Consider the following 21,243-nt stretch of genomic DNA (forward strand, 5'->3'; position numbering starts at 1 on the left):
GCCGTCGGCAGGATGGGGCCATGACGAGCGTGCTCGACCTTGCCCCCGCCGCCCCCGTCGTCCCCGTCGTCGTGATCGAGGACGCCTCCGACGCCGTACCGCTGGCCCGCGCCCTCGTGGCCGGCGGCCTCCCGCTGATCGAGGTGACCCTGCGCACCCCCGCGGCCCTCGACGCGATCCGGGCGGTCGCGGCGGAGGTCCCGGGCGCGGTCGTCGGCGCGGGCACGGTCGTCTCGCCCGCGCACGCGGCGGACGCGGTCACAGCGGGGGCGCGCTTCCTGGTCAGCCCCGGCTGGACGGACGCCCTCCTGGAGTCGATGCACGGCTCGGGCGTGCCGTTCCTGCCCGGGGTGTCGACGACCTCGGAGGTCGTGGCACTGCTCGAACGCGGGGTGACGGACATGAAGTTCTTCCCGGCCCAGGCGGCCGGCGGCGTGCCGTATCTGAAGTCCCTGGGCGGCCCCCTCCCCCAGGCCCGCTTCTGCCCGACCGGCGGCATCTCCCTCGCCTCCGCCCCGGCCTATCTCTCCCTGCCGAACGTCGCCTGCGTCGGCGGTACGTGGATGCTCCCCCCGGACGCCCTCGCGGCCCGCGACTGGGGGCGCGTGGAGACGCTCGCACGGGAGGCGGCGGGCCTGGCCCGTCAGCCGAACTCGACGGCGCAGTGATCGCCGAGCGGCCGGTATCCGAGCCGCTGGTAGAGCGCGTTGCTGGTGGGGTTGGCCAGATCGGTGAAGAGCAGCACCTGCCGGGCGCCGGCGTCGAGGGCGGCCCGGCTGACGGCACAGGTGACGGCGCCTCCGTAGCCGCGGGCGCGGTCGGCGGGCGGGGTGTAGACGGGCGAGACCCGCGCCTGGCCCGCGACGACCCGCGAGACGGAGGCCATCGCGACCGGTCGGCCCGCCACCTCCCACAGCCGTAGCCGGGCGTCGGCGACGCGCCCCTCGATGTTCGCGGTGTAGTCGGCGTCCGGGTCCTCCCCGATGTCCCGCGCGAACTCCCGCATCCAGGCGACCGCGAGCGGCACGTCCTTCGGTCCCGCGACGCGGGCCCGGCCGGGCGGCGCGGGGTGCGGTGGGGTGAGCGCCCCGCCGAGCCGGTAGAGCCGCATGCCGCGGGTGCGGACGAAGGGGCGCCCGTCGGCCTCGGCGAACGCCTCGACGGTCGCCGTCTCACCCCGCACCCCGCTGACGACGCCCTCCGGCAGATCCGCCAGCAGGCCGGGCAGCTCCCGCGCCGCGACGTCCGGCATCGTGCCGAGCAGCGGCACCCCCGGCGGCGAGACCAGGAACGCCCCCGCGACCCGCCCGTCCGCGGGGTCGGCCCACCAGCCGCGCGGCCCGGCCGTGTCGAGCTGGGTGAGCAGGGCGGTGTTCCGGGCGGGCGCGGCTGCGAGGTACCCCTCGACCGCAGCCCGGAACACGCCGGGGTCCTCGGTGAGGTGCCAGCCCATGACGGTTCCCCCTGTCCGGACCCGCGCGCCCCTAGCGCAGGTGCGAGGTGTCGTTGAGGAGGCGTACGGACGCGTTGCCGTCGGCGTAGTAGGCCACGGCCGAGATCGACGCCGCCGACAGCTCCATCCGGAACAGGGACTCCGGCGGGGCGCCGAGGGCGAGGCGGACCAGGGTCTTGATGGGGGTCACATGGGTGACCAGGAGGACCGTGCGGCCCGCGTAGGCGGCGGTCAGGCGGTCGCGGGTGGCGGAGACGCGGCGGGCGACGGTCGCGAAGCTCTCCCCGCCGCCGGTCGGCGCGGCCTTCGGAGAGGCGAGCCAGGCGTCGAGGTCGTCCTTGTAGCGCTCGCGGACCTCGGCGAAGGTCAGGCCCTCCCAGGCGCCGAAGTCGGTCTCCCGCAGGCCGTTCTCGATCCGCACGTCCAGGCCGAGGCGCGCGGCGACGGCTTCGGCGGTCTGGCGGCAGCGGGTGAGCGGCGAGCTGACGATCTCCTGGATCGTGCCGCGCGCGGCGAGCGAGGCGGCCACGGCCTCCGCCTGCCGGCGGCCCGCGGGCGACAGCTCGGGGTCGCCGCCGCCGCTGCCGGAGAAGCGCTTCTCGGGGGTGAGCGCCGTCTCCCCGTGCCGGAGCAGCACGAACGTCGCCGGGGCCCCCATGTCGGGGCCGGACCAGCCCTGGGAGACGGGGGCGGCGGACTGCGGGGCGGGGGCGGCGGGAGCGGCGGGCGCGGTAGCCGGCGCCGTAGCCGCAGCAGGCGCGGAAGCCGCAGGCCCGGAGCCCACGGGCGCGGTAGCCGGCGCCGTAGCCGCAGCCGCGGAAGCCGCAGGCCCGGAGCCCGCGGGCGCGGGAGCCGGTGCCGTGGTCGCAGCCGCAGCAGGCGCGGGAGCCTGCGCCGCAGCCGCAGCAGGCGCGGAAGTCGGCGCCGCGGCTCCCGTGGCCGCAGGCGCCATCGGGGCGCCCGGGGCCGCCCCCGCCGCACGCGCCGCGTGGCCCGTCGGAGCCTCGCGTCCGGCCTCTGCCTCGAAGTCGCCGGTCGCTTCCGGGGCGGCGCTCCGGGCCGCCTCGCGGTCCGCCTCCGCCGCCGTGGCGAGCGCGGCGCGCGCCGCGTCCGGGGCGAAGAGGCCCTCGGGCTCGGGGCGGGCGCCGGCCAGGGCGGCGCGGGCGCGGGCCGCGCCCGCCGTCGCGTCGCCCGCGGCCTTGCGGGCGGCGGCCAGGTCGGCCGTCGGGTTCAGCGCGGCGGTCGACGCGGCGGGGCTCCACTGCTCGCCCCGGCGCCCGGCGTCCATCGCCTCGTTGGCGAGCCGGTCGGCGTGCTTGTTGCGCTCGCGCGGGATCCACTCGTAACGGACCCGGCCCGGCGGGAAGACGCGCGCGGCCGCGGCCGCCAGCGGCTTCATGTCCGGGTGCTTGATCTTCCAGCGGCCGGACATCTGCTCGACGACCAGCTTGGAGTCCATCCGGACATGGACCGTCGCCTCGGGGAACAGCTCCCTGGCGGCCGTCAGTCCGGCCACCAGCCCCTTGTACTCGGCGACGTTGTTCGTGGCGACGCCGATGAACTCGGCCCGCTCCGCGAGGGTCTCCCCCGTCACCGGGTCCAGCACCACCGCCCCGTAACCGGCGGGCCCCGGGTTGCCCCGGGAGCCCCCGTCGGCCTCGACGATCAGCTCCCTCGACGTCGCCATGACGGGTCGTCCTTACAGGCCGGACTCGGAGGTGCGGACCAGGATCCGACGGCAGTTCTCGCAGCGCACCACGGCGTCGGCGGCGGCCGCGCGGACCTCGTTGAGCTCGGTGATGTTCAGCTCGATGTGGCAGCCCTCGCACTTGCGCTGGTACAGCCGCGCCGCGCCGACCCCGCCCTGCTGCTCGCGCAGCTTCTCGTACAGCTTCATCAGGTCCGCCGGGACGGAACCCGCCACGAGCTCGCGCTCCTTGGCGACCGAGGCGCTCTCGGCGTCCAGCTCGGCCTGCGCGGCGTCGCGGCGGCCGGTGGCGTCGTCGGTCTTGGCCTGCACGGCGGCGACCCGCTCGGTCAGCTCGGCGACGCGCTCCTGGGCGGACTCGCGGCGCTCCATGACCTCCAGGACGATCTCCTCGAGGTCGCCCTGGCGCTTGGCGAGCGAGGCGATCTCGCGCTGGAGGTTCTCCAGGTCCTTCGGGGAGGAGACGGCGCCGGAGTCGAGGCGCTGCTGGTCGCGCGCGGAGCGCTGGCGGACCTGGTCGACGTCCTGCTCCGCCTTGGTCTGCTCGCGGGCGCAGTCGCTCTCCTCGGTCTGCGCGGCGACGAGCAGGTCGCGCAGCTGGGTGAGGTCCTTGTTCAGCGACTCGATCTCGGCGTGCTCCGGCAGCGAGCGGCGCTTGTGCGCGATCTGCTGGAGGCGCACGTCCAGGGCCTGGACGTCGAGGAGTCGGATCTGGTCGGCGGGCGCGGCGTTCAGTTGGGGGCTCCAGAAGAGGTGTGGTGGGAGGACCAGGGGTCGGTGACCGTCTTCGAGACGTGGACGCGGAGGTCCCAGCCGTGGCGGTCGGAGATCGTGTCGAGCTGGGCGGCGGCCTGCTCGCACCAGGGCCATTCGGTGGCCCAGTGGGCGGCGTCGACGAGCCCGATCGGAGCGTGCTGCGTCGCCTCGGATACGGGATGGTGGCGCAGGTCGGCGGTGAGGAAGGCGTCCACGCCCGCGGCGCGCACGGCGCCGAAGAGGCTGTCGCCGGAGCCGCCGCTGACGGCGACGGTGCGCAGCACCATGTCGGGGTCGCCGGCCACCCGGATGCCCTGCGCGGTGGCGGGCAGCCGCTTGGCGGCGCGGGCGGCGAACTCGGCGAGGGTCTCGGGCCGGTCCAGCTCGCAGATCCGGCCGAGGTTGTTCTCGGGGACGAGCGGTCCGGTGACCCGCAGGTCGAGGGCGCCGGCGAGGGCGTCGGAGACGCCGGGGTCGGCGGTGTCGGCGTTGGTGTGGGCCACGTGGAGGGCGATGTCGTGCTTGATCAGCGTGTGTACGACACGGCCCTTGAAGTGGGAGGCCGCGACGGTCGTCGTCCCGCGCAGATAGAGCGGGTGGTGGGTGACGACCAGGTCGGCGCCGAGGGCGATCGCCTCGTCGACGATCTCCTGGACGGGGTCGACGGCGAAGAGCACGCGGGAGACCTCGGCGTCGGGGTCGCCGCAGACGGTGCCGACGGCGTCCCACTGCTCGGCCCGCTCGGGCGGCCAGAGGGCGTCGAGCTCGGCGATGACTTCAGACAGACGGGGCACGGAGGAAAGGCTACCTGTCCCGCCTTTGCGCCTGAACCGGCGCCGCTCGCGGCGGAGCCCCCGGCGCCGGTCCGCGCGCCGCGGACCCCCCGCCCGCACCCCGCCGACACCCGCGAGCCCCCGCAAGCGCCCCGCCGACACCCGCGAGCCCCCGCAAGCGCCCCGCTGGCACCGGCGGCCCCCGCCGACACCCGCGAGCCCTCGCCCGCACCCGCGTCCGCTCGCCCGGCCGGCCTTCCGCCGCTCTCGCTCGCTTCCGTCCCCGTACGCCCGTTACGCCCCCTAGCGCCCCCTGCCGCCTACTTCTTCACGAGGTACGCGCGCAGGTCGTCGAGGACGCTGTTCGCGGCGGTGACGCCGAGGCCGAGGTACCAGGTCTCGTCCGGGACGTCCTTGGCCTGGCCGGCCTTGACGGCCTTCAGGTTCTTCCAGAGCGGGTTCGCCTGGGCGGTGTCGCGCTTGGTGGCCTTGGGGTCGCCGTAGACGCCGGTGAAGATCCAGTCGCCGTCGGCCTGGTCGATCTTCTCGGGGCTGACCTCGACCGCGAGGTCGTTCACCCGCTGGTTCGCGGGCCGGGGCAGGCCGACGTCCTCCAGGATGGTGCCGATGAAGGAGGCCTTGGCGTAGAGGCGGATCTTGCCGGGGAGGTAGCGGACCATGGAGACGGTCGGCTTGTCGGCCCCGATGTCCGTCCCGAGCTGCTTCGCCTTGGTCTCGTAGGCGGCGAGCTTGGACTTCGCCTCCGCGGTCCTGTCGAGGGCGGCGGCGTTCAGCAGGTAGTTCTCCTTCCAGGTGAAGCCCGGGCGGATGGAGAACACGGTGGGGGCGATCTTCGACAGCTCGTCGTACTTGTCCGCGGCGCGCAGCTGGCTGCCGAGGATGAGGTCGGGCTGGAGGTTGGCGATCGCCTCCAGGTTGAGGTTGTTGATGGTGCCGACGGACTCGGGGGCGCCGGCGTCCTTCTTGAGGTAGCCGGGGATGCCGTCGTCGCCCTCGGAGGGCGCGTATCCGACGGGCTTGACGCCGAGGGAGACGACGTTGTCGAGCTCGCCGACGTCGAGGACCACCACGCGCTTGGGGGCGGCGGGGATCTCGGTCGCGCCGAGGGCGTGGGTGAGCGTGCGGGGGAACTGGCCCGGCTTGGCGTCCGTCCCCAGGGCGGCGGTCCTGGCGGCCGCGTCGCCGAAGTCCTTGCCGCCGACGGCCACGTCCTTCTTCTTGCCGCCCTCGTCCTTCTTCGCTCCGTCCGAGGCGCCGTCACCCCCTCCGCAGGCCGCGAGGGTGAGCGCGGCGACGAGACCGAGGGCTGCGGCGGCGGTGCCGCGACGGCGGAGGGACATGGGGGATCTCCTGTACGCATACGGGACGGCAACGGGCGACGTCATGCGGCCACCCAGCGGACCGACAGCTTCCACTTAGGGTCGCCTTACCTTACCTACCCCCAGCCCCACCAGCACAACCCGCCCCCCGCGCTCAGCCGAACCCGGAGACCGCCACCCTTTGGGGTGAAGTGGGTGGGGTCGTGTTGTTCGGCTGGAAGTGCGAAAACTAGCTTCGTGGCCGGAGGTGACGAGTCGATGACAGCCTGTGCCATCGAGACGGCCGCCGGGGACGGCACCCCGGTGTGGCCCACGCGCGCCGGCCGGGGAGCGTTCACGATCACCGCGAACGGCGCCTACGCGGCCCGGCTCGCGGGATCCGGGGAGGCGCTGTACGTCGAGCGGTGGACGCTCGACGGCCCGGAGCCGTACGCCGTACCGCTCCCCCTCGCCCAGCCCGAGGAGCCCGGCACGCTGCTGCTCCCGCTGGCCGACGGGCGGGTCCTGGTCGGTCGCCGCGTCGACGGACGCCGGCACACGTTCTCGCTGCTGTACCCGACCGGTCCCGAGACCGGCGAGCTGGTGCTCGGCGCCGTGGAGGCGCCCGGCTCCGAGGAGCTGGTGCTGCTCCCGCCGTCGCCGGACGGCATCTGCGCGTACGCGATGTGCGTCGGCCCGGACACGACCACCCTGTGGCTGGTGGCGGGCGGCGCCTTCGGGCCCGAGCAGGTCGCCGAGGTGAAGGGCCGCTGCTCCGGCGGCGTCTGGCTGGACCGTACGGGCCGGATGCTCGCCCTCGACCGGCGCCTCGACGACGGTCCGGTGAAGGCGGTCGCGGTCGACCTGGAGCGCGGCGGCGAGGTGACCCCGCTGCTGCAGATCACCGAGGAGAGCCACGACCGGCTGCTGCTCGCCGACCCCGACAGCGGGCTGCTGCTCATCCGCTCCGACGCCCCCTCGCCCGGTCACGACCGGCTCGGCTGGGGCGTCCTGGGCAGCCTGCTGCCGGTGCGGTTCCCCGAGTGCCTGCGCCTCGACGACGCGGCGGTGACGCCCTTCGCCGTCCAGCCGGGGCAGGTGCTCATGCCGGAGGGCTGCGGGGTGGCGCTGCGGATCGACGCCGCCGCGGGCAGCTGGGTCGGCATGTGGCGGCCCTCCTCGCGCCGGATGCACCAGCTGGCCGCCCCCGAGGGCTGGCTCGCCGGGGCGGGCCTGTGGACGCCCGAAGGGGTGCTGCGGCTCCCGTACGCGACGGCCGGGACGCCCTGCGGCCTCGCGCACCTGGAGGAGCCCGCCGAGCTCCCCGAGCCGGTGGCGGCCCTCGCCCGGCCCAAGGTCTGCCGGCCCGTCCCGTTGCAGCAGGCTCCTCTGACGGACCGTAGACCCGCTCGTTAGACTCACGGGCCGCAGAGCAAGAGCGAGATCAACGGGGTGAGTTCCACCATGAGCAACACGGACGCGCAGGGGTCGAACGGCTCGGGCAAGCACCGGGGCGAGGCCGCGCCGGCGGAGGACTCGGGGGCCTCGACGGCCGCGCCGAACGGCCGCCACCGCCGCGAGCCGGAAGGGCGCTGACCCGCCCGCCGCACAGGGGAAAGGCCCCCGGGACACCCCGGGGGCCTTTCCCCTTCCCCACCTCGCCCGACCGGTCCGCGCGACCGCGGTCAGCCCTTCTTCAGACCCAGCACCTCCGCCGCCGCGAAGGTCTCCCCCGCCGGCCGGGCCGCGTAGTGCGGGGTGAGCAGCCCGTCCAGCTCCTCGTAGGTGAAGGCGTCCTTCGCCGTGTCGAACTTCGCGGCCACCTTGGGGCGGTCCACGATCGCCACCATCCCGCCGTGCACGACGAGCAGCTGGCCGTTGACCCCGGCCGCGGCCGGGGAGGCGAGGTAGCCGACGAGCGGTGCCACGTGCTCCGGCGACAGCGGGTCGAGCTGGTCCTCGGCGGTCGGCTCGGCGAACCCGGCGAAGACGTCCTCGGTCATCCGGGTGCGCGCCCGGGGGCAGATCGCGTTCGCGGTGACGCCGTACTTGGCGAGGGCGAGCGCGGTGGACGTGGTGAGCCCGACGATCCCGCCCTTGGCCGCCGCGTAGTTGGGCTGCCCCGCCGAACCGGCGAGGAAGGCCTCGGACGAGGTGTTGACGATCCGCCCGTACACGCCGGTCTCCCCGGCCTTCGCCCGGCCGCGCCAGTGCACGGCGGCGAAGTGGGTGGTGTTGAAGTGGCCCTTGAGGTGGACCCGGATCACCGAGTCCCACTCCTCCTCGCTCATCGAGAAGACCATCCGGTCGCGCAGGATGCCGGCGTTGTTGACCAGGACGTCCAGCTTGCCGAACTCGGCCACGGCCAGGTCGACCAGGCCGCGCGCGGTCTCGAAGTCGGCGATGTCGCCGAGGTGGGCGACGGCCCGGCCGCCCGCCGCGCGGATCTCGGCGACGACCTCCTCGGCGGGGGTCGCGGACGCCTCGCCGGAGCCGTCCCGCCCTGGCTGGCCGTAGTCGTTGACGACGACGGCGGCGCCGAGCCTGGCCAGTTCGAGCGCCTCGGCCCGGCCGAGCCCGCGGCCGGCACCGGTGACGATCGCGCTCAGTCCCTCAAGAGGGAGTGACATGGGGCAGGTCCTCTCAGGTGTGGGGGCCGGTCAGATCTCTATGCAGGTGCGCAGCGCGACACCCGTCCGCATCTGCTCCAGCGCCTCGTTGATCCCCGCCAGCGGCACCCGGTGCGTGATCAGGGACTCCAGGTCGATGCGGCCGGCCCGCCAGAGCGCGATGGCCCGTTCGTACGAGCGGAGCACGTCCCCGCCCCCGTACATCGACGGCAGGATCCGCTTCTCGTCGAAGAAGAGCTCGAACATGTTGAGCTGGAGGTGGTCGTCGAGGGCGCCCGCGCCGACGACGCAGAGGGTGCCGCCGCGGCGGGTGGTCTCGTACGCCGTGCGCGCGGTGGCGGACTTCCCGACGACCTCGAAGACGTAGTCGAAGCCCTCGCCGCCGGTGATCCGCTGCTTGGCGTCGCCGAGCGCGTCGGGGGCGACGGCCTCGGTGGCGCCGAAGCGGAGGGCGGCCTCGCGGCGGGACTCGACGGGGTCGACGGCGACGATCTCGGCCGCGCCCTGGAGCTTGGCGCCCTGGATCGCGGAGATGCCGACGCCGCCGCAGCCGATGACGGCGACCGACGAACCGGCCTCCACCTTGGCCGTGTTGATGGCCGCGCCGAGCCCGGTGGTCACGCCGCAGCCGATGAGCGCGGCGATGTCGAAGGGCACGTCGTCGGGGATGGGGACGGCGCAGCCCGCGTCGACGACGACCTCCTCGGCGAAGGTGCCGGTGCCGGCGAAGCCGAAGACGTCGCCGCCGGGGCGCTTGAAGTTGGGGATGCCGGCGTTCATGAAGCCGGCCAGGCAGAGCTGGGTCTGGCCGCGCTTGCAGGCCGGACAGCTGCCGCAGGCGGGCAGCCAGCACAGCAGCACCCGCTGGCCCTCGCTGAGGCCGGCGACCCCGTCGCCGATGTCGACGATCTCGCCCGCGCCCTCGTGTCCGGGGACGAAGGGCGCGGGCTGCGGGAGCACGCCGCTCATGGCGGAGACGTCGGAGTGGCACAGGCCGGTGGCCCGGACCCGGATCTTCACCCGGCCGGGGCCGAAGCCCACCGCCTCGACGTCGTCGAGGACTTCGAGTTTGTCCTGGCCGATCTCGTGCAGTACGGCTGCGCGCATGGTGCGGCTCCCCTCGGGGGTGGTGTCAGGAGTGGTCCACGACGGTGTCGGCGAGTACGGGGGCGTCGTCCCGCTCGACGGCGGTGACCGTGATCTGGATGCGGTCGCCCTCCTGGCGCCACATCCGGATCCGCAGGGTCTCGCCCGGGAAGACGACCCCGGCGAAGCGGGTGCGGTAGGCGCGCACGCGCGTGACGTCGCCGTCGAGGAGGGTGTCGACGGCGGCCTTCAGGGTCATGCCGTACGAGCAGAGGCCGTGCAGGATCGGCCGGTCGAAGCCCGCGAGCTTGGCGAACTCCGGGTCGGCGTGGAGCGGGTTCCAGTCGCCGGAGAGGCGGTAGAGCAGGGCCTGCTCCTCGCGGATGGGCCGCTCGACGGTGGCGTCGGGCGCGCGGGAGGGCAGTTCGAGGCGCTCGGAGGGGCCGCGGTCGCCGCCCCAGCCGCCCTCGCCGCGTACGAAGATCTGCGCGTCGCTGGTCCACAGCGGGCCGTCCGCGTCGGCGGCCTCGGAGCGGAGCACCAGGACGGCGGCCTTCCCCTTGTCGTAGACGGCGGCGACGCGGGAGGTGGAGACGGCCCGGCCGGAGACGGGCAGCGGGCGGTGGAGCGTGATCGACTGGCCGCCGTGCAGGACGGCGGCGAGGTCGATGTCGATGCCGGGGGCGGAGAGCCCGCCGACGACCCCCATGCCGGCGCCGGCGACGGTGGCGAAGCTGGGCAGCACGTGCAGCCGTGACTCGAGGGTGTAGCGCAGCTCGTCGGGGTCGGTCGCGGGGACGCCCGCGCCGAGGCCGAGGTGGTAGAGCTGGACGTCCTTGTGGTCCCAGCCGATCTCCGCGCTGCGGGGTTCGGCGGCGACGGCCTTGGCGGCGTCAATGGGCATCGGCTTGCTGCTCCTTGGGGATCCTTGGAGTGGAAGACCTCGGTGCGGCCGTCCGCACCGTCGACCGCACCGAGGCCGTGCGGGGACCGAAGCCGGAACACGCGGGCACAGCTAGAACTTGTTCCAGTTCGGTGACCCCCATGTATAGCGGAGGCCCCGGGGGTTGGGAACCCTCCTGACGGCATGTCAGATTCGCGGGTCGCCGCGGAGGACGCCGCCCTCTCCCCCTCCCCCGGCCGGCACCCAGGACATTTGTCACGGCCAGGTCCGTACATGCGCTCCTGCCGGACCCCGGGCCCCGCTCCGTAGCGTCGTGGTCATGAAGAAAGAGCCGGGGAACGAGCCCGCGGTCGCCTTCGAGGCGGCCACCAGGACCTACGGTCCCGTCCGCGCCGTGGACGGCATCGACCTCACCATCCACCGCGGCGAGACCGTCGCCGTGCTGGGCCGCAACGGCGCCGGCAAGTCCACCACCATCGGCCTGCTCCTCGGCCTCGACGCCCCCGACAGCGGCCGGGTCCGCCTCTTCGGCGACACCCCCGCCCGCGCGGTCGCGGCGGGCCGGGTCGGCGCCATGCTCCAGGACGCCCGGCCGGTCCCCCGGGTCACCGTCCGCGAGCTGGTCACGTTCGTCGCCCGCACCTACCCCTCCCCCATGCCGGTCGCCGAGGCCCTCGCACTCGCGGGCCTGACCGGGTTCGCGGACCGCAGGGCGGACCGGCTCTCCGGCGGCCAGGCCCAGCGCGTGCGGTTCGCCGTCGCGCTGGCCGGCAATCCCGAGCTCATCGTGCTGGACGAGCCGACCGCCGCCCTGGACGTCGAGGCCCGCCAGGCCTTCTGGGAGTCGATGGAGGCCTATGCGCGGCGCGGCAACACGGTGCTGTTCTCCACCCACTACCTGGAGGAGGCCGACGCCAGCGCCGACCGGATCGTCGTCGTCGACTCGGGCCGGGTGCTCGCCGACGGCACCGCCGAGCAGCTCAAGCGAAGGGTCGGCGGGGCTCGGGTCTCCTTCGACCTGGCGGGCGGTCCGACCGACGGCCTCACCCTGCTGCCCGGCGTCACCTCGGTCGAGATCCGCGGCGACCGCGCGCATCTGCGCAGCGACGACTCCGACGCCACCGTGCTCGCCCTGGCGGCGCAGCACGCGGTCCGGGGCCTGGAGGTCGCCCCGGTCTCCCTGAACGACGCCTTCCTCACCCTGACCGGCGGCGCCGCCGCCAAGACCCTGGAGCCGGCCCGATGATCACCGCCTATGTCCGCCTGGAAGTCCGCCGCACCCTGCGCGAGGTCGGTTTCGCGATCTCCTCGATCGCCATGCCGGTGCTGATGTACCTGCTCTTCACCAACCTCGGCGACCAGAACGGCCCCGAGTTCAAGGCCGCGGCCATGGTCGGCATGGCGGCGTACGGAGCGCTGGGCGCCGCCCTGTCCCTCGGCACCGGGGTCGCCGAGGACAAGTCCTCCGGCTGGCTGCGCCAGTTGCGGATCACCCCCATGACCCCGCGCCAGGTCGTCACGGGCCGCGCCCTGACCGGCACGGTCGTGGTGCTGCCGGCCATCGCCGCGGTGCTGCTCGCGGGGGCGCTCGTCAACGGCGTGCGGCTCGACGCCTGGCAGTGGGCCGCGGTGGCCCTGGCCCTGTGGGCCGGCTCGCTCCCCTTCACGCTGCTCGGCCTGGGCAACGGCTACCGGCTCTCGCCCCAGACGACCGGTGTGGTCAACGTGGCCTGCAACCTGGGGCTCGCGGTCGTCGGCGGCCTGTGGTTCCCGGTGAGCCTCTTCCCGCACTGGCTGGCGACGATCTCCTCGTACACCCCGACCAACCGCTTCGCCGAGCTCGGCCGCGCGCTGACGGAGGGGACGATGCCGGGGGCGGCGGCGCTCACGATCCTGGCCGCGTGGGCGGCGCTGTTCGGCGGGTACGCGGCGATCTCGTACCGTCGTTCGGCACGGACGGCCTGAGGAGTCATCATGCGCAAGCGACGCGGGGACCGCACCCCGGAAGAGATGGGCCCGCCCAACGGCTTCGCCATGCTGCCGTGGCTGCTGATGGGCATGGGCGCGGTGTCGAACCTCCTCCAGGGAGAGACCTCCAGCCCCTGGTTCGGCGCCCTCGGCCTGTTGGCCTTCAACTCCCTCTACATCACGGTCGTCTTCCGGGCCTTCGACCGCACCAGGCGCGAGGCCCCGGCCACCTGGTGGCTGCTCGCCGCGCTGACCGCGGTCACCCTCGCCCTCGCCCTCGCCTTCGCCGGCCCGTACCTGCTCTTCTTCCCGCTGCTCGGGCTCGCCGTCGGCTCCGTCGTCCGCGGCCGGATGCTGGCCCGGGTCGTCTTCCCGCTCTGCGTGGTCGCCGGCCTGGTGGCGGGCTTCCGCGACGGGTGGGGCGCGATCAACGTGGCGTACGGGACGTTCATCTCGGCCATGGTGACGGCGGCCGTGCTCACCCTCTCCGAGACGGTGAAGGAACTGCGCGCGACCCGCGAGGAGCTGGCCCGCACGGCGGTGGAGAAGGAGCGCCTGCGCTTCTCCCGCGACCTGCACGACCTGCTGGGCCACACGCTGTCGGTGATCGTGGTGAAGTCGGAGGCGGCCCGCCGTCTGGCCCCGCGGGACCTCGACGCGGCGCTGGCGCAGATCACGGACATCGAGTCGGTCGGCCGCCAGGCCCTCACGGAGATCCGCGAGGCGGTCAGCGGCTACCGCGAGGTCACCCTCGCCGCGGAGCTCGACCGCGCCCGCGACGCCCTGTCCTCCGCCGGCATCGAGCCGGTCGTGCGCCAGTCGGGTCCGCCCCTGGAACCGCAGACGGAGGCCCTGCTGAGCTGGGTGGTCCGCGAGTCGGCGACCAACGCGGTACGCCACAGCCGCGCGACCCGCTGCGAGATCGAGCTCGGCGGCACCCCGGAGCGCGTCCGCCTCACCGTCACGGACAACGGCCGCGGCACCGGCGACGGCACCCCCGGCAGCGGCCTGAAGGGCCTGCGCGAGCGCGTGGCGACGGCGGGCGGCACGCTGGAGTCGGGCCCGGGCCCGCGCGGCGGCTTCACGGTGACGGCGGAGCTGCCCGTGGAGACGACGGGGCAGCTCCGCGACGCCTGCTAGGCGCGGTCGACGGAGAACACGACCCGCACGCCCTCGGTCGAGTTGATCCGCTCGTTGAGCCCCCAGATCCGGCCGGTCACCGGCGCGTAGCCGAGGTTCTGGGTGTAGACGGGCGCGGTGGTCAGGACGTGCGGGGCGGCGTTGGCGGCCGTCTTGTGGATGCAGGAGTACGGAGCGCCCGACGGGTCGCCGGAGCCGCCGCCGACCCCGCTGGGGCAGTCACCGGCGAGGTACCAGGAGGTGCCGTCGGTGGCGGCGCCCTGCATGGCCCAGATCGGGGAGGAGTACGCGACGGTGGCGTGCCCGTACGGGAGGGCGGTGCCGGCGTCGAGGGCCCAGCGGATGACCCGGCCGCCGGCCGCGCCCGGCTTGTACTCGGCGGAGACGAGGCCGTCCTGGCCGGTGCGGTCGAGGCTCAGGGAGTTGAGGCAGGGGCGGTCGCCGGTGCCGGTCGCGCAGGCGCCGCCGTCGGAGCTGGTGACGTACTCGCCGATCATCGGCAGGGCGTAGGTGCTCCAGCGGGCCGAGGAGGTCGAGCCGCTGACGCCGACGGACTCGGTGCTGGAGTTGACCTGCCAGATGTGCCGCAGGTCGTACACCTGGAGCCAGCGCCCGTTGGCGACGAACACCTTGTTGCCGTACCAGACGACGCCGTCGGAGTGGCTGGAGACGCCCGTGAAGCTGCCCTTTCCGTCGGCGTCGACGGTGGGGCGGACCAGGAGCAGGTGGTTGTAGCGGATCTGCCCGCCCTCGGTGTCGACGAGGCTGACCCGGCTGAACTCGTTGGCGACGTGGGCGCCGCCGGTCTGCATGCCCCGGCTGAAGTGCCAGGAGGCGAGGAAGGCGGTGCGCCCGTCCCACAGCCCGTCGGGCTGGGCGTCGTACGAGCCGGTCAGGCCCTGCGGGGTCCAGCCGCCGGCGTCGGTGTAGGAGTTGGAGGTGTCGTCGGCCTTGTCCCAGCAGAAGCCGCCGGGGGCGAGGGAGGCGGACAGGCCGGTGGTGTGACAGAGCCCGTTGCGGCCGGTGCGGCCGCCGGAGGTGAGGACCTGGGTGGCGTTGCGGACGGTCACGGCGCCCTGGGCCTCGACGGCCTTGATGGCGGCGTCGTTGTCGGCGAAGGTGTTGCCGGGCCGCAGCTGGAAGCTCGCGACGGTGGCGTCGTCGAGCTGCCCGAAGGGCGTGGCGGCCTGGGCGGGGCCGGCCGCCAGGAGCCCTGACGCGGCGGCGAGCAGCGCGGACCCGAGGACCGCGAGACGTGTGCGCAGAGTAGGAGCCATGGTCGGGGATCGTAGACGGCGCCACTGACAGGCCCCCCGGCTCACCCGATGCGCTGCTCGGACCCGTTCCCTTCGATGACGGCGCTCTGCGCGTCCCCGCCGTCCGGGTGGCCGGCGGTCAGCAGGCCGGCGAGCCCGCCGCCGGGAAGGTCGAGGGGCGCCGCCTGCGCGGTACCGCCGAGCCCGACGACGGCACCGGCGAGGAGGACGGAGGCGGCGAGGAGACGCTTCGGGTGCGTGAGGTTGCTCAGGTTGCTCATGCGCTGCAAACGAGCCGGACCGACCCGGGTTGCGCGCTCGAATGACGGGGCCCTCAGATGACGTGACCGGTGTTCACGCCTTCCACCGCCGCCAGCGGCTGGTGGAGGAGGAGCTTGCCGACCCCCTTGTTGACGTCACGGCCGAGGCCGTCCGCCGTCACGTCGGCCGAGTCGTCACGACCGACGACCCCGTCGGCATGGGCGGCACCGGCCACCGAGAGCGAGGCGGCGCCCGCGAGGGCCAGGGCGACGAGGGTGCGCTGTGCGATCTTCATGCCCTGCCAACGAGCGCGCTGCCGACGGGTTGCGTGCGGCCGTCCGGCCTACCCTGTTCCTCGTGAACGAGATGCCGCAGGACCACCGCCCCGCCAAGAGCATCCGCGTACTCCTGGCGGAAGACCAGGGGATGATGCGGGGCGCGCTCGCCCTGCTCCTGGGCATGGAGCCCGACATCGAGGTCGTCGCTCAGGTGGGCCGCGGGGACGAGATCGTGGACAGGGCGCTGATCGCGCGGCCCGAGGTGGCGCTCCTCGACATCGAGCTGCCGGGCAGGTCCGGCCTGGACGCGGCGGCCGAGCTGCGGGACGAGGTCCCGGACTGCCGGGTCCTGATCCTCACGACCTTCGGCCGCCCGGGCTATCTGCGCCGGGCGATGGAGGCGGGCGCGGCCGGCTTCCTGGTGAAGGACGGGCCCGTCGAGGACCTGGCCGAGGCGATCCGCAAGGTCCTGCGCGGCGAGACGGTCATCGACCCCGCCCTCGCCGCCGCCGCGCTCAGCGCCGGGCCCAATCCCCTGACCGCCCGCGAACGCGACGCCCTCGGCGCCTCGGTGGACGGCGCGACGATCGCGGACATCGCGGCCGCCCTCCACCTCTCGGAGTCGACCGTGCGGAACTACCTCTCGTCCGCCATCGGGAAGACCGGGACCCGGAACAGGATGGAGGCCGTCCGGGCGGCCCGTCAGCAGGGGTGGTTGTAGGACCCGCGTTACGCCTTCCGCTCCCGCCCCGGCAGCCACACCGCCATCGCCGCCGCCGTGCCGAGCAGGACGCACGCGCCGACCTGGAACGCCGCCGCGTAGCCCTCGGTCAGGGAGGCGGGGGTGGTGGCGCCGGAGATGCGGGCGACGGCGACGGTGGAGAGGACGGCCAGGCCCAGGGCGCCGCCCATGGTGCGGGAGGTGTTGATGAGGCCGGAGGCCAGGCCCGCCTCCGAGGGCGGGGCGCTCGTGGTGGCCAGGATCGCCAGGGGGGTCGAGCCCAGGCCGATGCCGAACATCATCAGGACGCCGGGGACCAGGATGCCGGTGGCGTAGCCGCTGTCCGGGGTCATCGTCGACTGCCAGGCGAAGCCCGTCGCGCCGATGAGGACGCCCAGGACGGCCAGGGTCCGGGAGCCGAGGCGGGGCAGCAGGCGGGGGGCGAGTTTGGAGCCCGCGATGACGCTCACCGAGCTGGGGACCAGGGCCAGGCCCGCCTGGAGGGGGGTGTAGCCGAGGACGTTCTGGGCGTAGACCGTCATGAAGAACCAGGAGCCGAACGTCGTCGAGGCGCACAGCGCCATCGTCGCGTTCGCCGCCGACACCGCACGGGTGCGGAAGATGCGCAGGGGCATCAGGGGGGCCGCGGCCCGGGTCTCCCAGAACACGAACGTCGCCAGCAGGAGTGCGCCCGCCGCCAGCGGGAGAACGGTCTCCGGCGCGCCCCAGCCCGCCTCCTCGGTCTGCACGATGCCGTACGCCAGGGTCCCCAGGCCGGCCGTGACGAGGACCGCGCCCAGGAGGTCCAGGCGGTGGCCGCCGGCCACGCGGCTCTCGGTCAGCCGGAGGCACGCGCCCAGCAGGATCACGGCGCCGATCGGGACGTTGATCAGCAGGACCCAGCGCCAGGAGAAGAGGTCGACCAGCACGCCGCCGACGAATCCGCCCGCCGCGCCGCCGGCCGCGCCGACCGCCGTCCAGGTGCTGACGGCCCGGGTGCGGGCGGGGCCCGCGGGGACGGCGGAGGTGAGCAGGGTGAGCGTGGAGGGGGACAGGACGGCCGCGCCCAGGCCCTGGGCGGCGCGGGCGGCCAGGAGCTGCCAGCCCTCCTGGGCCACGCCGCCCGCCACCGAGGCCGCCGTGAACAGGCCGAGGCCGACCACGAACATGCTCTTGCGGCCGAACAGGTCCGCCGCCCGGCCGCCCAGCAGCATGAAGCCCGCGAAGGCGATCGAGTAGGCGTTCACCACCCATTGGAGGCCCGAGGCCGTCAGCCCCAGGTCCGTCCGCATCGACGGCAGCGCCACGTTCACCACCGACACGTCCAGGACGACGAGGAACTGGCCCGCGCTGGCGAGCAGCACCACCAGCCAGAGGCGGGGCGATCCGGACGAGCCGGGTAGGGACGGTTCTGCTGAGGGGGTGGCTTTGCTCGTGTCGGTTCGCGGCATGGGTGTCATGGTTGCAGAGCCGTCCCGCCCCGTACATCGGGATAACGGAGTACGACCGGGACCTAGGACTTCCGCAGCAGCGTCACCACCGCCGCCCCGCCGAGGCCGATGTTGTGCGCCAGGCCCACCGCCGCCCCGGGCACCTGCCGCGGGCCGGCCTCGCCGCGCAGCTGCCACACCAGTTCCGCCGCCTGCGCGAGGCCGGTCGCGCCCAGCGGGTGGCCCTTGGAGATCAGGCCGCCGGAGGGGTTCACCACCCACCGGCCGCCGTACGTCGTCGCGCCCGACTCGACCAGCTTGCCCGAGGCGCCCTCCTCGCACATGCCCAGCGCCTCGTACGTCAGGAGCTCGTTGACGGAGAAGCAGTCGTGGAGTTCGACGACGTCGACGTCCTCGATGCCCAGGCCCGACGCCTCGTAGACCTGGAGCGCCGCCGCCCGCGACATCGGGCGGCCGACCACGTCGATGCAGCTGCCGGAGGCGAAGGACTCCTCCGTGTCGGTGGTCATCGCCTGGGCCGCGATCTCCACCGCCCGGCCGCGCAGCCCGTGGGAGTCCGCGAAGCGTTCCGACACCACCACGGCCGCCGCCGCGCCGTCCGAGGTCGGCGAGCACTGGAGCTTCGTCAGCGGGCGGTGGATGGTCTTCGCCGCGAGGATCTCCTCGACCGTGTACACGTCCTGGAACTGGGCGTTGGGGTTCCGCGAGGAGTGGCGGTGGTTCTTGGCGGCGACGGCCGCGAGCTGGACCTCCGTCGTGCCGTACCGGTCCATGTGCTCGCGGGCCGCGTTGCCGAAGATCTGGGCGGTGGGCGGGGTCATCTCGAAGCCGTGGGCCGCCGCCATGATCCCGTAGTGCCGGGCCACGGGGGAGGTCTTGAAGTCGCCGCCGTCCGAGCCGCCGCCCAGCGCGCCGCGTGCCATCTTCTCGAAGCCGAGCGCCAGGACGCAGTCCGCGATCCCGCCCTCGACCAGCTGGCGGGCCATCATCAGGGCGGACGAGCCGGTGGCGCAGTTGTTGTTGACGTTGTAGACCGGGACGCCGGTCAGGCCCAGTTCGTACGCCGCGCGCTGTCCGGCCGTCGACGCCTGGAAGCAGTAGCCGACCGGGACCTGTTCGACGAGCCCGTACGGGATGCCGGCGTCGGTCAGGGCCGCGGTGCCGGCCTCCTTCGCCATGTCCCAGTACTGCCAGTCCCGGGTCTCCGGCTTCTCGAACTTCGTCATGCCCACACCGACGATGTACGACTTCATCGAAGCCACTCCCTCAGTCTCTCAGTCTCTCGGCAGGCCGAGCAGGCGCTCGGCGACGACGTTCAGCTGCACTTGGGTGGTGCCGCCCGCGATCGTCAGGCAGCGCGACATCAGCAGTCCGTGCACCGCCCGCTCCCCCGGCCCCTCCCGCAGGGCGCCTTCCGGGCCGAGGAGTTCGAGGGTGAGTTCGGCGAGCTTCTGCTGGTGCAGGGTCTGCACCAGCTTGCGGACGCTCGCGCCCGGTCCCGGTTCGAGGCCGGACACCTGGAGCAGCGTCGTGCGCAGGCCGATGCAGGCGAGGGCGTGCGCCTCGGCGACGAGGGCCCCGATCCTGACCCGTACGGCGCCGTCCTCGCCGCCGGCCCGCTCGACGAGCGCTTCGAGGCCGCTGTCGAAGGCGACCTGGTCGGCCATGTGGACGCGCTCGTTGCCGAGGGTGTTGCGGGCGACCCGCCAGCCGCCGCCGACCTCGCCGACCACGGCGTCGGCGGGCAGCACGGCGTCGTCGAACCACACCTCGTTGAAGAGCGACTCCCCGGTGATCTCCTTGAGCGGCCGGATGTCGATGCCGGGGGTGTTCTTCATGTCGACGACGAAGTAGGTGAGGCCCTGGTGCTTCGGCGCCCCGGGGTCCGTCCGGGCCAGCAGGATGCCGTAGTCGGCCCACTGGGCCGCGCTCGTCCACACCTTCTGCCCGCTGATCCGCCAGCCCGTGCCGTCCTCGGTGCGTTCGGCGCGGGTACGGAGGGAGGCGAGGTCCGAGCCGGCCTCGGGCTCGGAGAAGAGCTGGCACCACTGCTGTTCGCCGCGCAGGGTGGGGCCGAGGTGGCGGGTCTGCTGCTCGGGCGTCCCGTAGGCGAGGAGGGACGGCACCACCCAGGTGGCGATGGACAGCGGGCTGAGCCTCACCCCCGCCGCCGCCATCTCCCGCTGCACGGCGAGCTGTTGCAGCGGACCGGCACCGAGCCCGTACGGCGGCGGGAGGTGCGGGGCCGCGTAGCCGGTGCCGGCCAGCGCCTTGCGCGCGGCGCGCGGGTCGAGCCCGACGGCCGGGGCGAGGGCCTCGCGGGCGGCGGCACGGAACGCCTCCGCCTCCGCCGGGAGTTCGAGCCGCAGCTCGCGCCGGGTACCGGCGCCCGCGTGGCGGACGGCGGCGAGCCGGTGGGCGTCGCCCGAGCCGAGGAGCTGGCGGGCGACGAGCGCCCGGCGCAGATGGAGGTGGGCCTCGTGCTCCCAGGTGAAGCCGATGCCGCCGAGGATCTGGATGCAGTCCTTGGCCGCTTTGTACGCCGTGTCGAGCGCCGTCCCCGCGGCGAGGGCGGCGGTCAGCGCCCGTACGTCGGCGGCGTCCTCGCGCGCCGCGCGGGCGGCGTCCCAGGTGAGCGCCCGGGCCTGTTCGAGCCGTACGAGCATGTCGGCGCAGAGATGTTTGACGCCTTGGAACTGTCCGATGGGACGCCCGAACTGCACGCGTGTACGCGCGTGTTCGGCGGCGACCTCCAGGGACCGGGACGCCACCCCGCAGGCGTCCGCGGCGTAGACGACCGCGGCGAGGTCGGCGACGAGCGTCGCGTCGACGCCCCCGAGGAGCCGGCTCGCGGGCACGAACACCCCGTCGGCGGCGACCTCCGCGGTCGGCCGGGTCGGATCGGCGCTCTCGTGCGGGCGTACGGCGAGGGTGTCGGCGTCCACCGCGAGCCACACCGTGCCGTGCGGGGTGCGCGCGGAGAGGATCAGGAGTTCGGCCTGGGCCGCGCCGAGGACCGGCGGGGCCGTCCCGTCGAGTACGAAACCGTCGGTCGTCGTCGCGGGCGCCGCGGTCAGCGTGCCCGGCCCCAGGGCGACGGCCGCGGCGCGCTCCCCGCGGGCGAGCGCGCCGGCCTCCTCGCCCCGCCCGGCCCGGTGCAGCAGCTCGGCGGCGAGCACGGTCGGCACGTACGGTCCCGGCAGCAGCGCCCGCCCGGCCTCCTCCAGGACGACCGCGAGGTCCACCAGGTCGCCGCCGCCCCCGCCCTCGTACTCCTCGGGGAGGTGGATGCCGAGCAGGCCCTGCGCCGCTGCCCCGTCCCAGTACGGGGGGCGTTCGCCCGCCGCGGCGGGCGCGTCGAGGTGCTTGCGGACGTCCTCGGGCGGTACGGCGCGGGTGAGCCAGCCGCGGACGGATCGGGCGAGCTCCCGCTGTTCGTGCGTGATGGCGATGCCCATGGCACGGCAGACTAGAACACGTTCCAATCTGACGGAAGGTCAGATGCGGTGGGAATCGGCGGCGTCGGGGGCGTTGTCAGT

General features: G+C 74.3%; 21 protein-coding genes. 7 read left to right on the forward strand and 14 right to left on the reverse strand.

Annotation, left to right across the window (positions count from 1 at the left end):
• Window positions 1-20 precede the first annotated feature (20 nt).
• Window positions 21-668: a bifunctional 4-hydroxy-2-oxoglutarate aldolase/2-dehydro-3-deoxy-phosphogluconate aldolase gene (gene eda, locus ACH414_RS04140; RefSeq protein ID WP_382543081.1), complete on the forward strand. Its 648-nt coding sequence runs from the start codon at window positions 21-23 to the stop codon at window positions 666-668.
• On the opposite strand, the gene ACH414_RS04145 is transcribed toward eda, so the two are convergent.
• The 5 genes from ACH414_RS04145 to ACH414_RS04165 form a co-directional block, all read right to left on the reverse strand.
• Window positions 644-1,453: a GNAT family N-acetyltransferase gene (locus ACH414_RS04145; protein WP_391769178.1), complete on the reverse strand. Its 810-nt coding sequence runs from the start codon at window positions 1,451-1,453 to the stop codon at window positions 644-646. The two genes, eda and ACH414_RS04145, sit on opposite strands and share 25 nt — an antisense overlap.
• A 31-nt stretch (window positions 1,454-1,484) precedes the next feature.
• Window positions 1,485-3,140 (reverse strand): bifunctional RNase H/acid phosphatase, encoded by a 1,656-nt coding sequence (locus ACH414_RS04150; protein WP_398940763.1) that lies wholly within the window; start codon window positions 3,138-3,140, stop codon window positions 1,485-1,487.
• A 12-nt stretch (window positions 3,141-3,152) separates the two neighbouring features.
• Window positions 3,153-3,896 (reverse strand): zinc ribbon domain-containing protein, encoded by a 744-nt coding sequence (locus tag ACH414_RS04155; protein ID WP_382543840.1) that lies wholly within the window; start codon window positions 3,894-3,896, stop codon window positions 3,153-3,155.
• A complete protein-coding gene (locus tag ACH414_RS04160) occupies window positions 3,893-4,711 on the reverse strand; it encodes a Nif3-like dinuclear metal center hexameric protein (RefSeq protein ID WP_382543089.1) in 819 nt (272 codons plus the stop codon). The genes ACH414_RS04155 and ACH414_RS04160 overlap by 4 nt, the downstream gene beginning before the upstream one ends.
• 299 nt (window positions 4,712-5,010) lie before the next feature.
• On the reverse strand, window positions 5,011-6,051 hold the full coding sequence (locus ACH414_RS04165) for an ABC transporter substrate-binding protein (protein WP_398940764.1): 1,041 nt from the start codon (window positions 6,049-6,051) through the stop codon (window positions 5,011-5,013).
• 237 nt (window positions 6,052-6,288) lie between these two features.
• On the opposite strand from ACH414_RS04165, the gene ACH414_RS04170 reads away from it, so the two are divergent.
• A complete protein-coding gene (locus ACH414_RS04170; RefSeq protein WP_398940765.1) occupies window positions 6,289-7,425 on the forward strand; it encodes a hypothetical protein in 1,137 nt (378 codons plus the stop codon).
• A gap of 48 nt (window positions 7,426-7,473) precedes the next feature.
• Window positions 7,474-7,605 carry a hypothetical protein gene (locus ACH414_RS04175; RefSeq protein WP_382543098.1) on the forward strand — a complete coding sequence of 44 codons (132 nt, stop codon included), beginning with the start codon at window positions 7,474-7,476 and terminating at the stop codon, window positions 7,603-7,605.
• 89 nt (window positions 7,606-7,694) lie between these two features.
• Here the strand turns inward: ACH414_RS04175 and ACH414_RS04180 are convergent, their stop codons facing one another.
• Genes ACH414_RS04180 through ACH414_RS04190 form a run of 3 tightly spaced genes read right to left on the reverse strand, consistent with a single transcriptional unit; the run spans window position 7,695 to window position 10,629 of the window.
• Entirely contained in the window at window positions 7,695-8,639 is a 945-nt protein-coding gene (locus tag ACH414_RS04180; RefSeq protein WP_382543101.1) for a 3-oxoacyl-ACP reductase, read from the reverse strand.
• A 30-nt stretch (window positions 8,640-8,669) separates the two neighbouring features.
• The gene (locus ACH414_RS04185) at window positions 8,670-9,746 is read right to left on the reverse strand and encodes a Zn-dependent alcohol dehydrogenase (RefSeq protein ID WP_382543104.1); all 1,077 of its coding nucleotides are present in this window, start codon (window positions 9,744-9,746) and stop codon (window positions 8,670-8,672) included.
• A gap of 25 nt (window positions 9,747-9,771) precedes the next feature.
• On the reverse strand, window positions 9,772-10,629 hold the full coding sequence (locus ACH414_RS04190; protein ID WP_382543107.1) for a MaoC/PaaZ C-terminal domain-containing protein: 858 nt from the start codon (window positions 10,627-10,629) through the stop codon (window positions 9,772-9,774).
• Window positions 10,630-10,948: 319 nt separating this feature from the next.
• Here ACH414_RS04190 and ACH414_RS04195 point away from each other — a divergent pair, with 319 nt between their 5' ends.
• From ACH414_RS04195 to ACH414_RS04205, 3 genes are read left to right on the forward strand one after another with little or no spacing between them, the layout of a single operon-like run.
• The gene (locus tag ACH414_RS04195) at window positions 10,949-11,875 is read left to right on the forward strand and encodes an ABC transporter ATP-binding protein (RefSeq protein WP_398940766.1); all 927 of its coding nucleotides are present in this window, start codon (window positions 10,949-10,951) and stop codon (window positions 11,873-11,875) included.
• The gene (locus ACH414_RS04200) at window positions 11,872-12,594 is read left to right on the forward strand and encodes an ABC transporter permease (protein ID WP_386569702.1); all 723 of its coding nucleotides are present in this window, start codon (window positions 11,872-11,874) and stop codon (window positions 12,592-12,594) included. The genes ACH414_RS04195 and ACH414_RS04200 overlap by 4 nt, the downstream gene beginning before the upstream one ends.
• A gap of 9 nt (window positions 12,595-12,603) precedes the next feature.
• Window positions 12,604-13,737: a histidine kinase gene (locus ACH414_RS04205; protein WP_382543116.1), complete on the forward strand. Its 1,134-nt coding sequence runs from the start codon at window positions 12,604-12,606 to the stop codon at window positions 13,735-13,737.
• On the opposite strand, the gene ACH414_RS04210 is transcribed toward ACH414_RS04205, so the two are convergent.
• Genes ACH414_RS04210 through ACH414_RS04220 form a run of 3 tightly spaced genes read right to left on the reverse strand, consistent with a single transcriptional unit; the run spans window position 13,734 to window position 15,549 of the window.
• Entirely contained in the window at window positions 13,734-15,014 is a 1,281-nt protein-coding gene (locus ACH414_RS04210) for a hypothetical protein (RefSeq protein WP_391769173.1), read from the reverse strand. The genes ACH414_RS04205 and ACH414_RS04210 overlap by 4 nt on opposite strands.
• Before the next feature lie 41 nt (window positions 15,015-15,055).
• The gene (locus tag ACH414_RS04215) at window positions 15,056-15,274 is read right to left on the reverse strand and encodes a hypothetical protein (protein ID WP_382543122.1); all 219 of its coding nucleotides are present in this window, start codon (window positions 15,272-15,274) and stop codon (window positions 15,056-15,058) included.
• Between the two features lie 53 nt (window positions 15,275-15,327).
• On the reverse strand, window positions 15,328-15,549 hold the full coding sequence (locus ACH414_RS04220; protein WP_382543125.1) for a hypothetical protein: 222 nt from the start codon (window positions 15,547-15,549) through the stop codon (window positions 15,328-15,330).
• Window positions 15,550-15,620: 71 nt separating this feature from the next.
• On the opposite strand from ACH414_RS04220, the gene ACH414_RS04225 reads away from it, so the two are divergent.
• Window positions 15,621-16,253: a response regulator gene (locus ACH414_RS04225; protein WP_382543843.1), complete on the forward strand. Its 633-nt coding sequence runs from the start codon at window positions 15,621-15,623 to the stop codon at window positions 16,251-16,253.
• 8 nt (window positions 16,254-16,261) lie between these two features.
• Here ACH414_RS04225 and ACH414_RS04230 read toward each other — a convergent pair whose 3' ends face one another.
• The 3 genes from ACH414_RS04230 to ACH414_RS04240 are packed head-to-tail and all read right to left on the reverse strand — an operon-like array spanning window position 16,262 to window position 21,162.
• Entirely contained in the window at window positions 16,262-17,713 is a 1,452-nt protein-coding gene (locus tag ACH414_RS04230) for an MFS transporter (protein ID WP_398940767.1), read from the reverse strand.
• Between the two features lie 53 nt (window positions 17,714-17,766).
• The gene (locus ACH414_RS04235; RefSeq protein WP_382543131.1) at window positions 17,767-18,957 is read right to left on the reverse strand and encodes a lipid-transfer protein; all 1,191 of its coding nucleotides are present in this window, start codon (window positions 18,955-18,957) and stop codon (window positions 17,767-17,769) included.
• A 21-nt stretch (window positions 18,958-18,978) separates the two neighbouring features.
• Entirely contained in the window at window positions 18,979-21,162 is a 2,184-nt protein-coding gene (locus tag ACH414_RS04240; RefSeq protein WP_398940768.1) for an acyl-CoA dehydrogenase, read from the reverse strand.
• Between the last annotated feature and the right edge of the window lie 81 nt (window positions 21,163-21,243).

Origin of the sequence: Streptomyces sp. NPDC020422 (genome assembly GCF_044386705.1) — a bacterium.
Classification (GTDB): Bacteria; Actinomycetota; Actinomycetes; order Streptomycetales; family Streptomycetaceae; genus Streptomyces.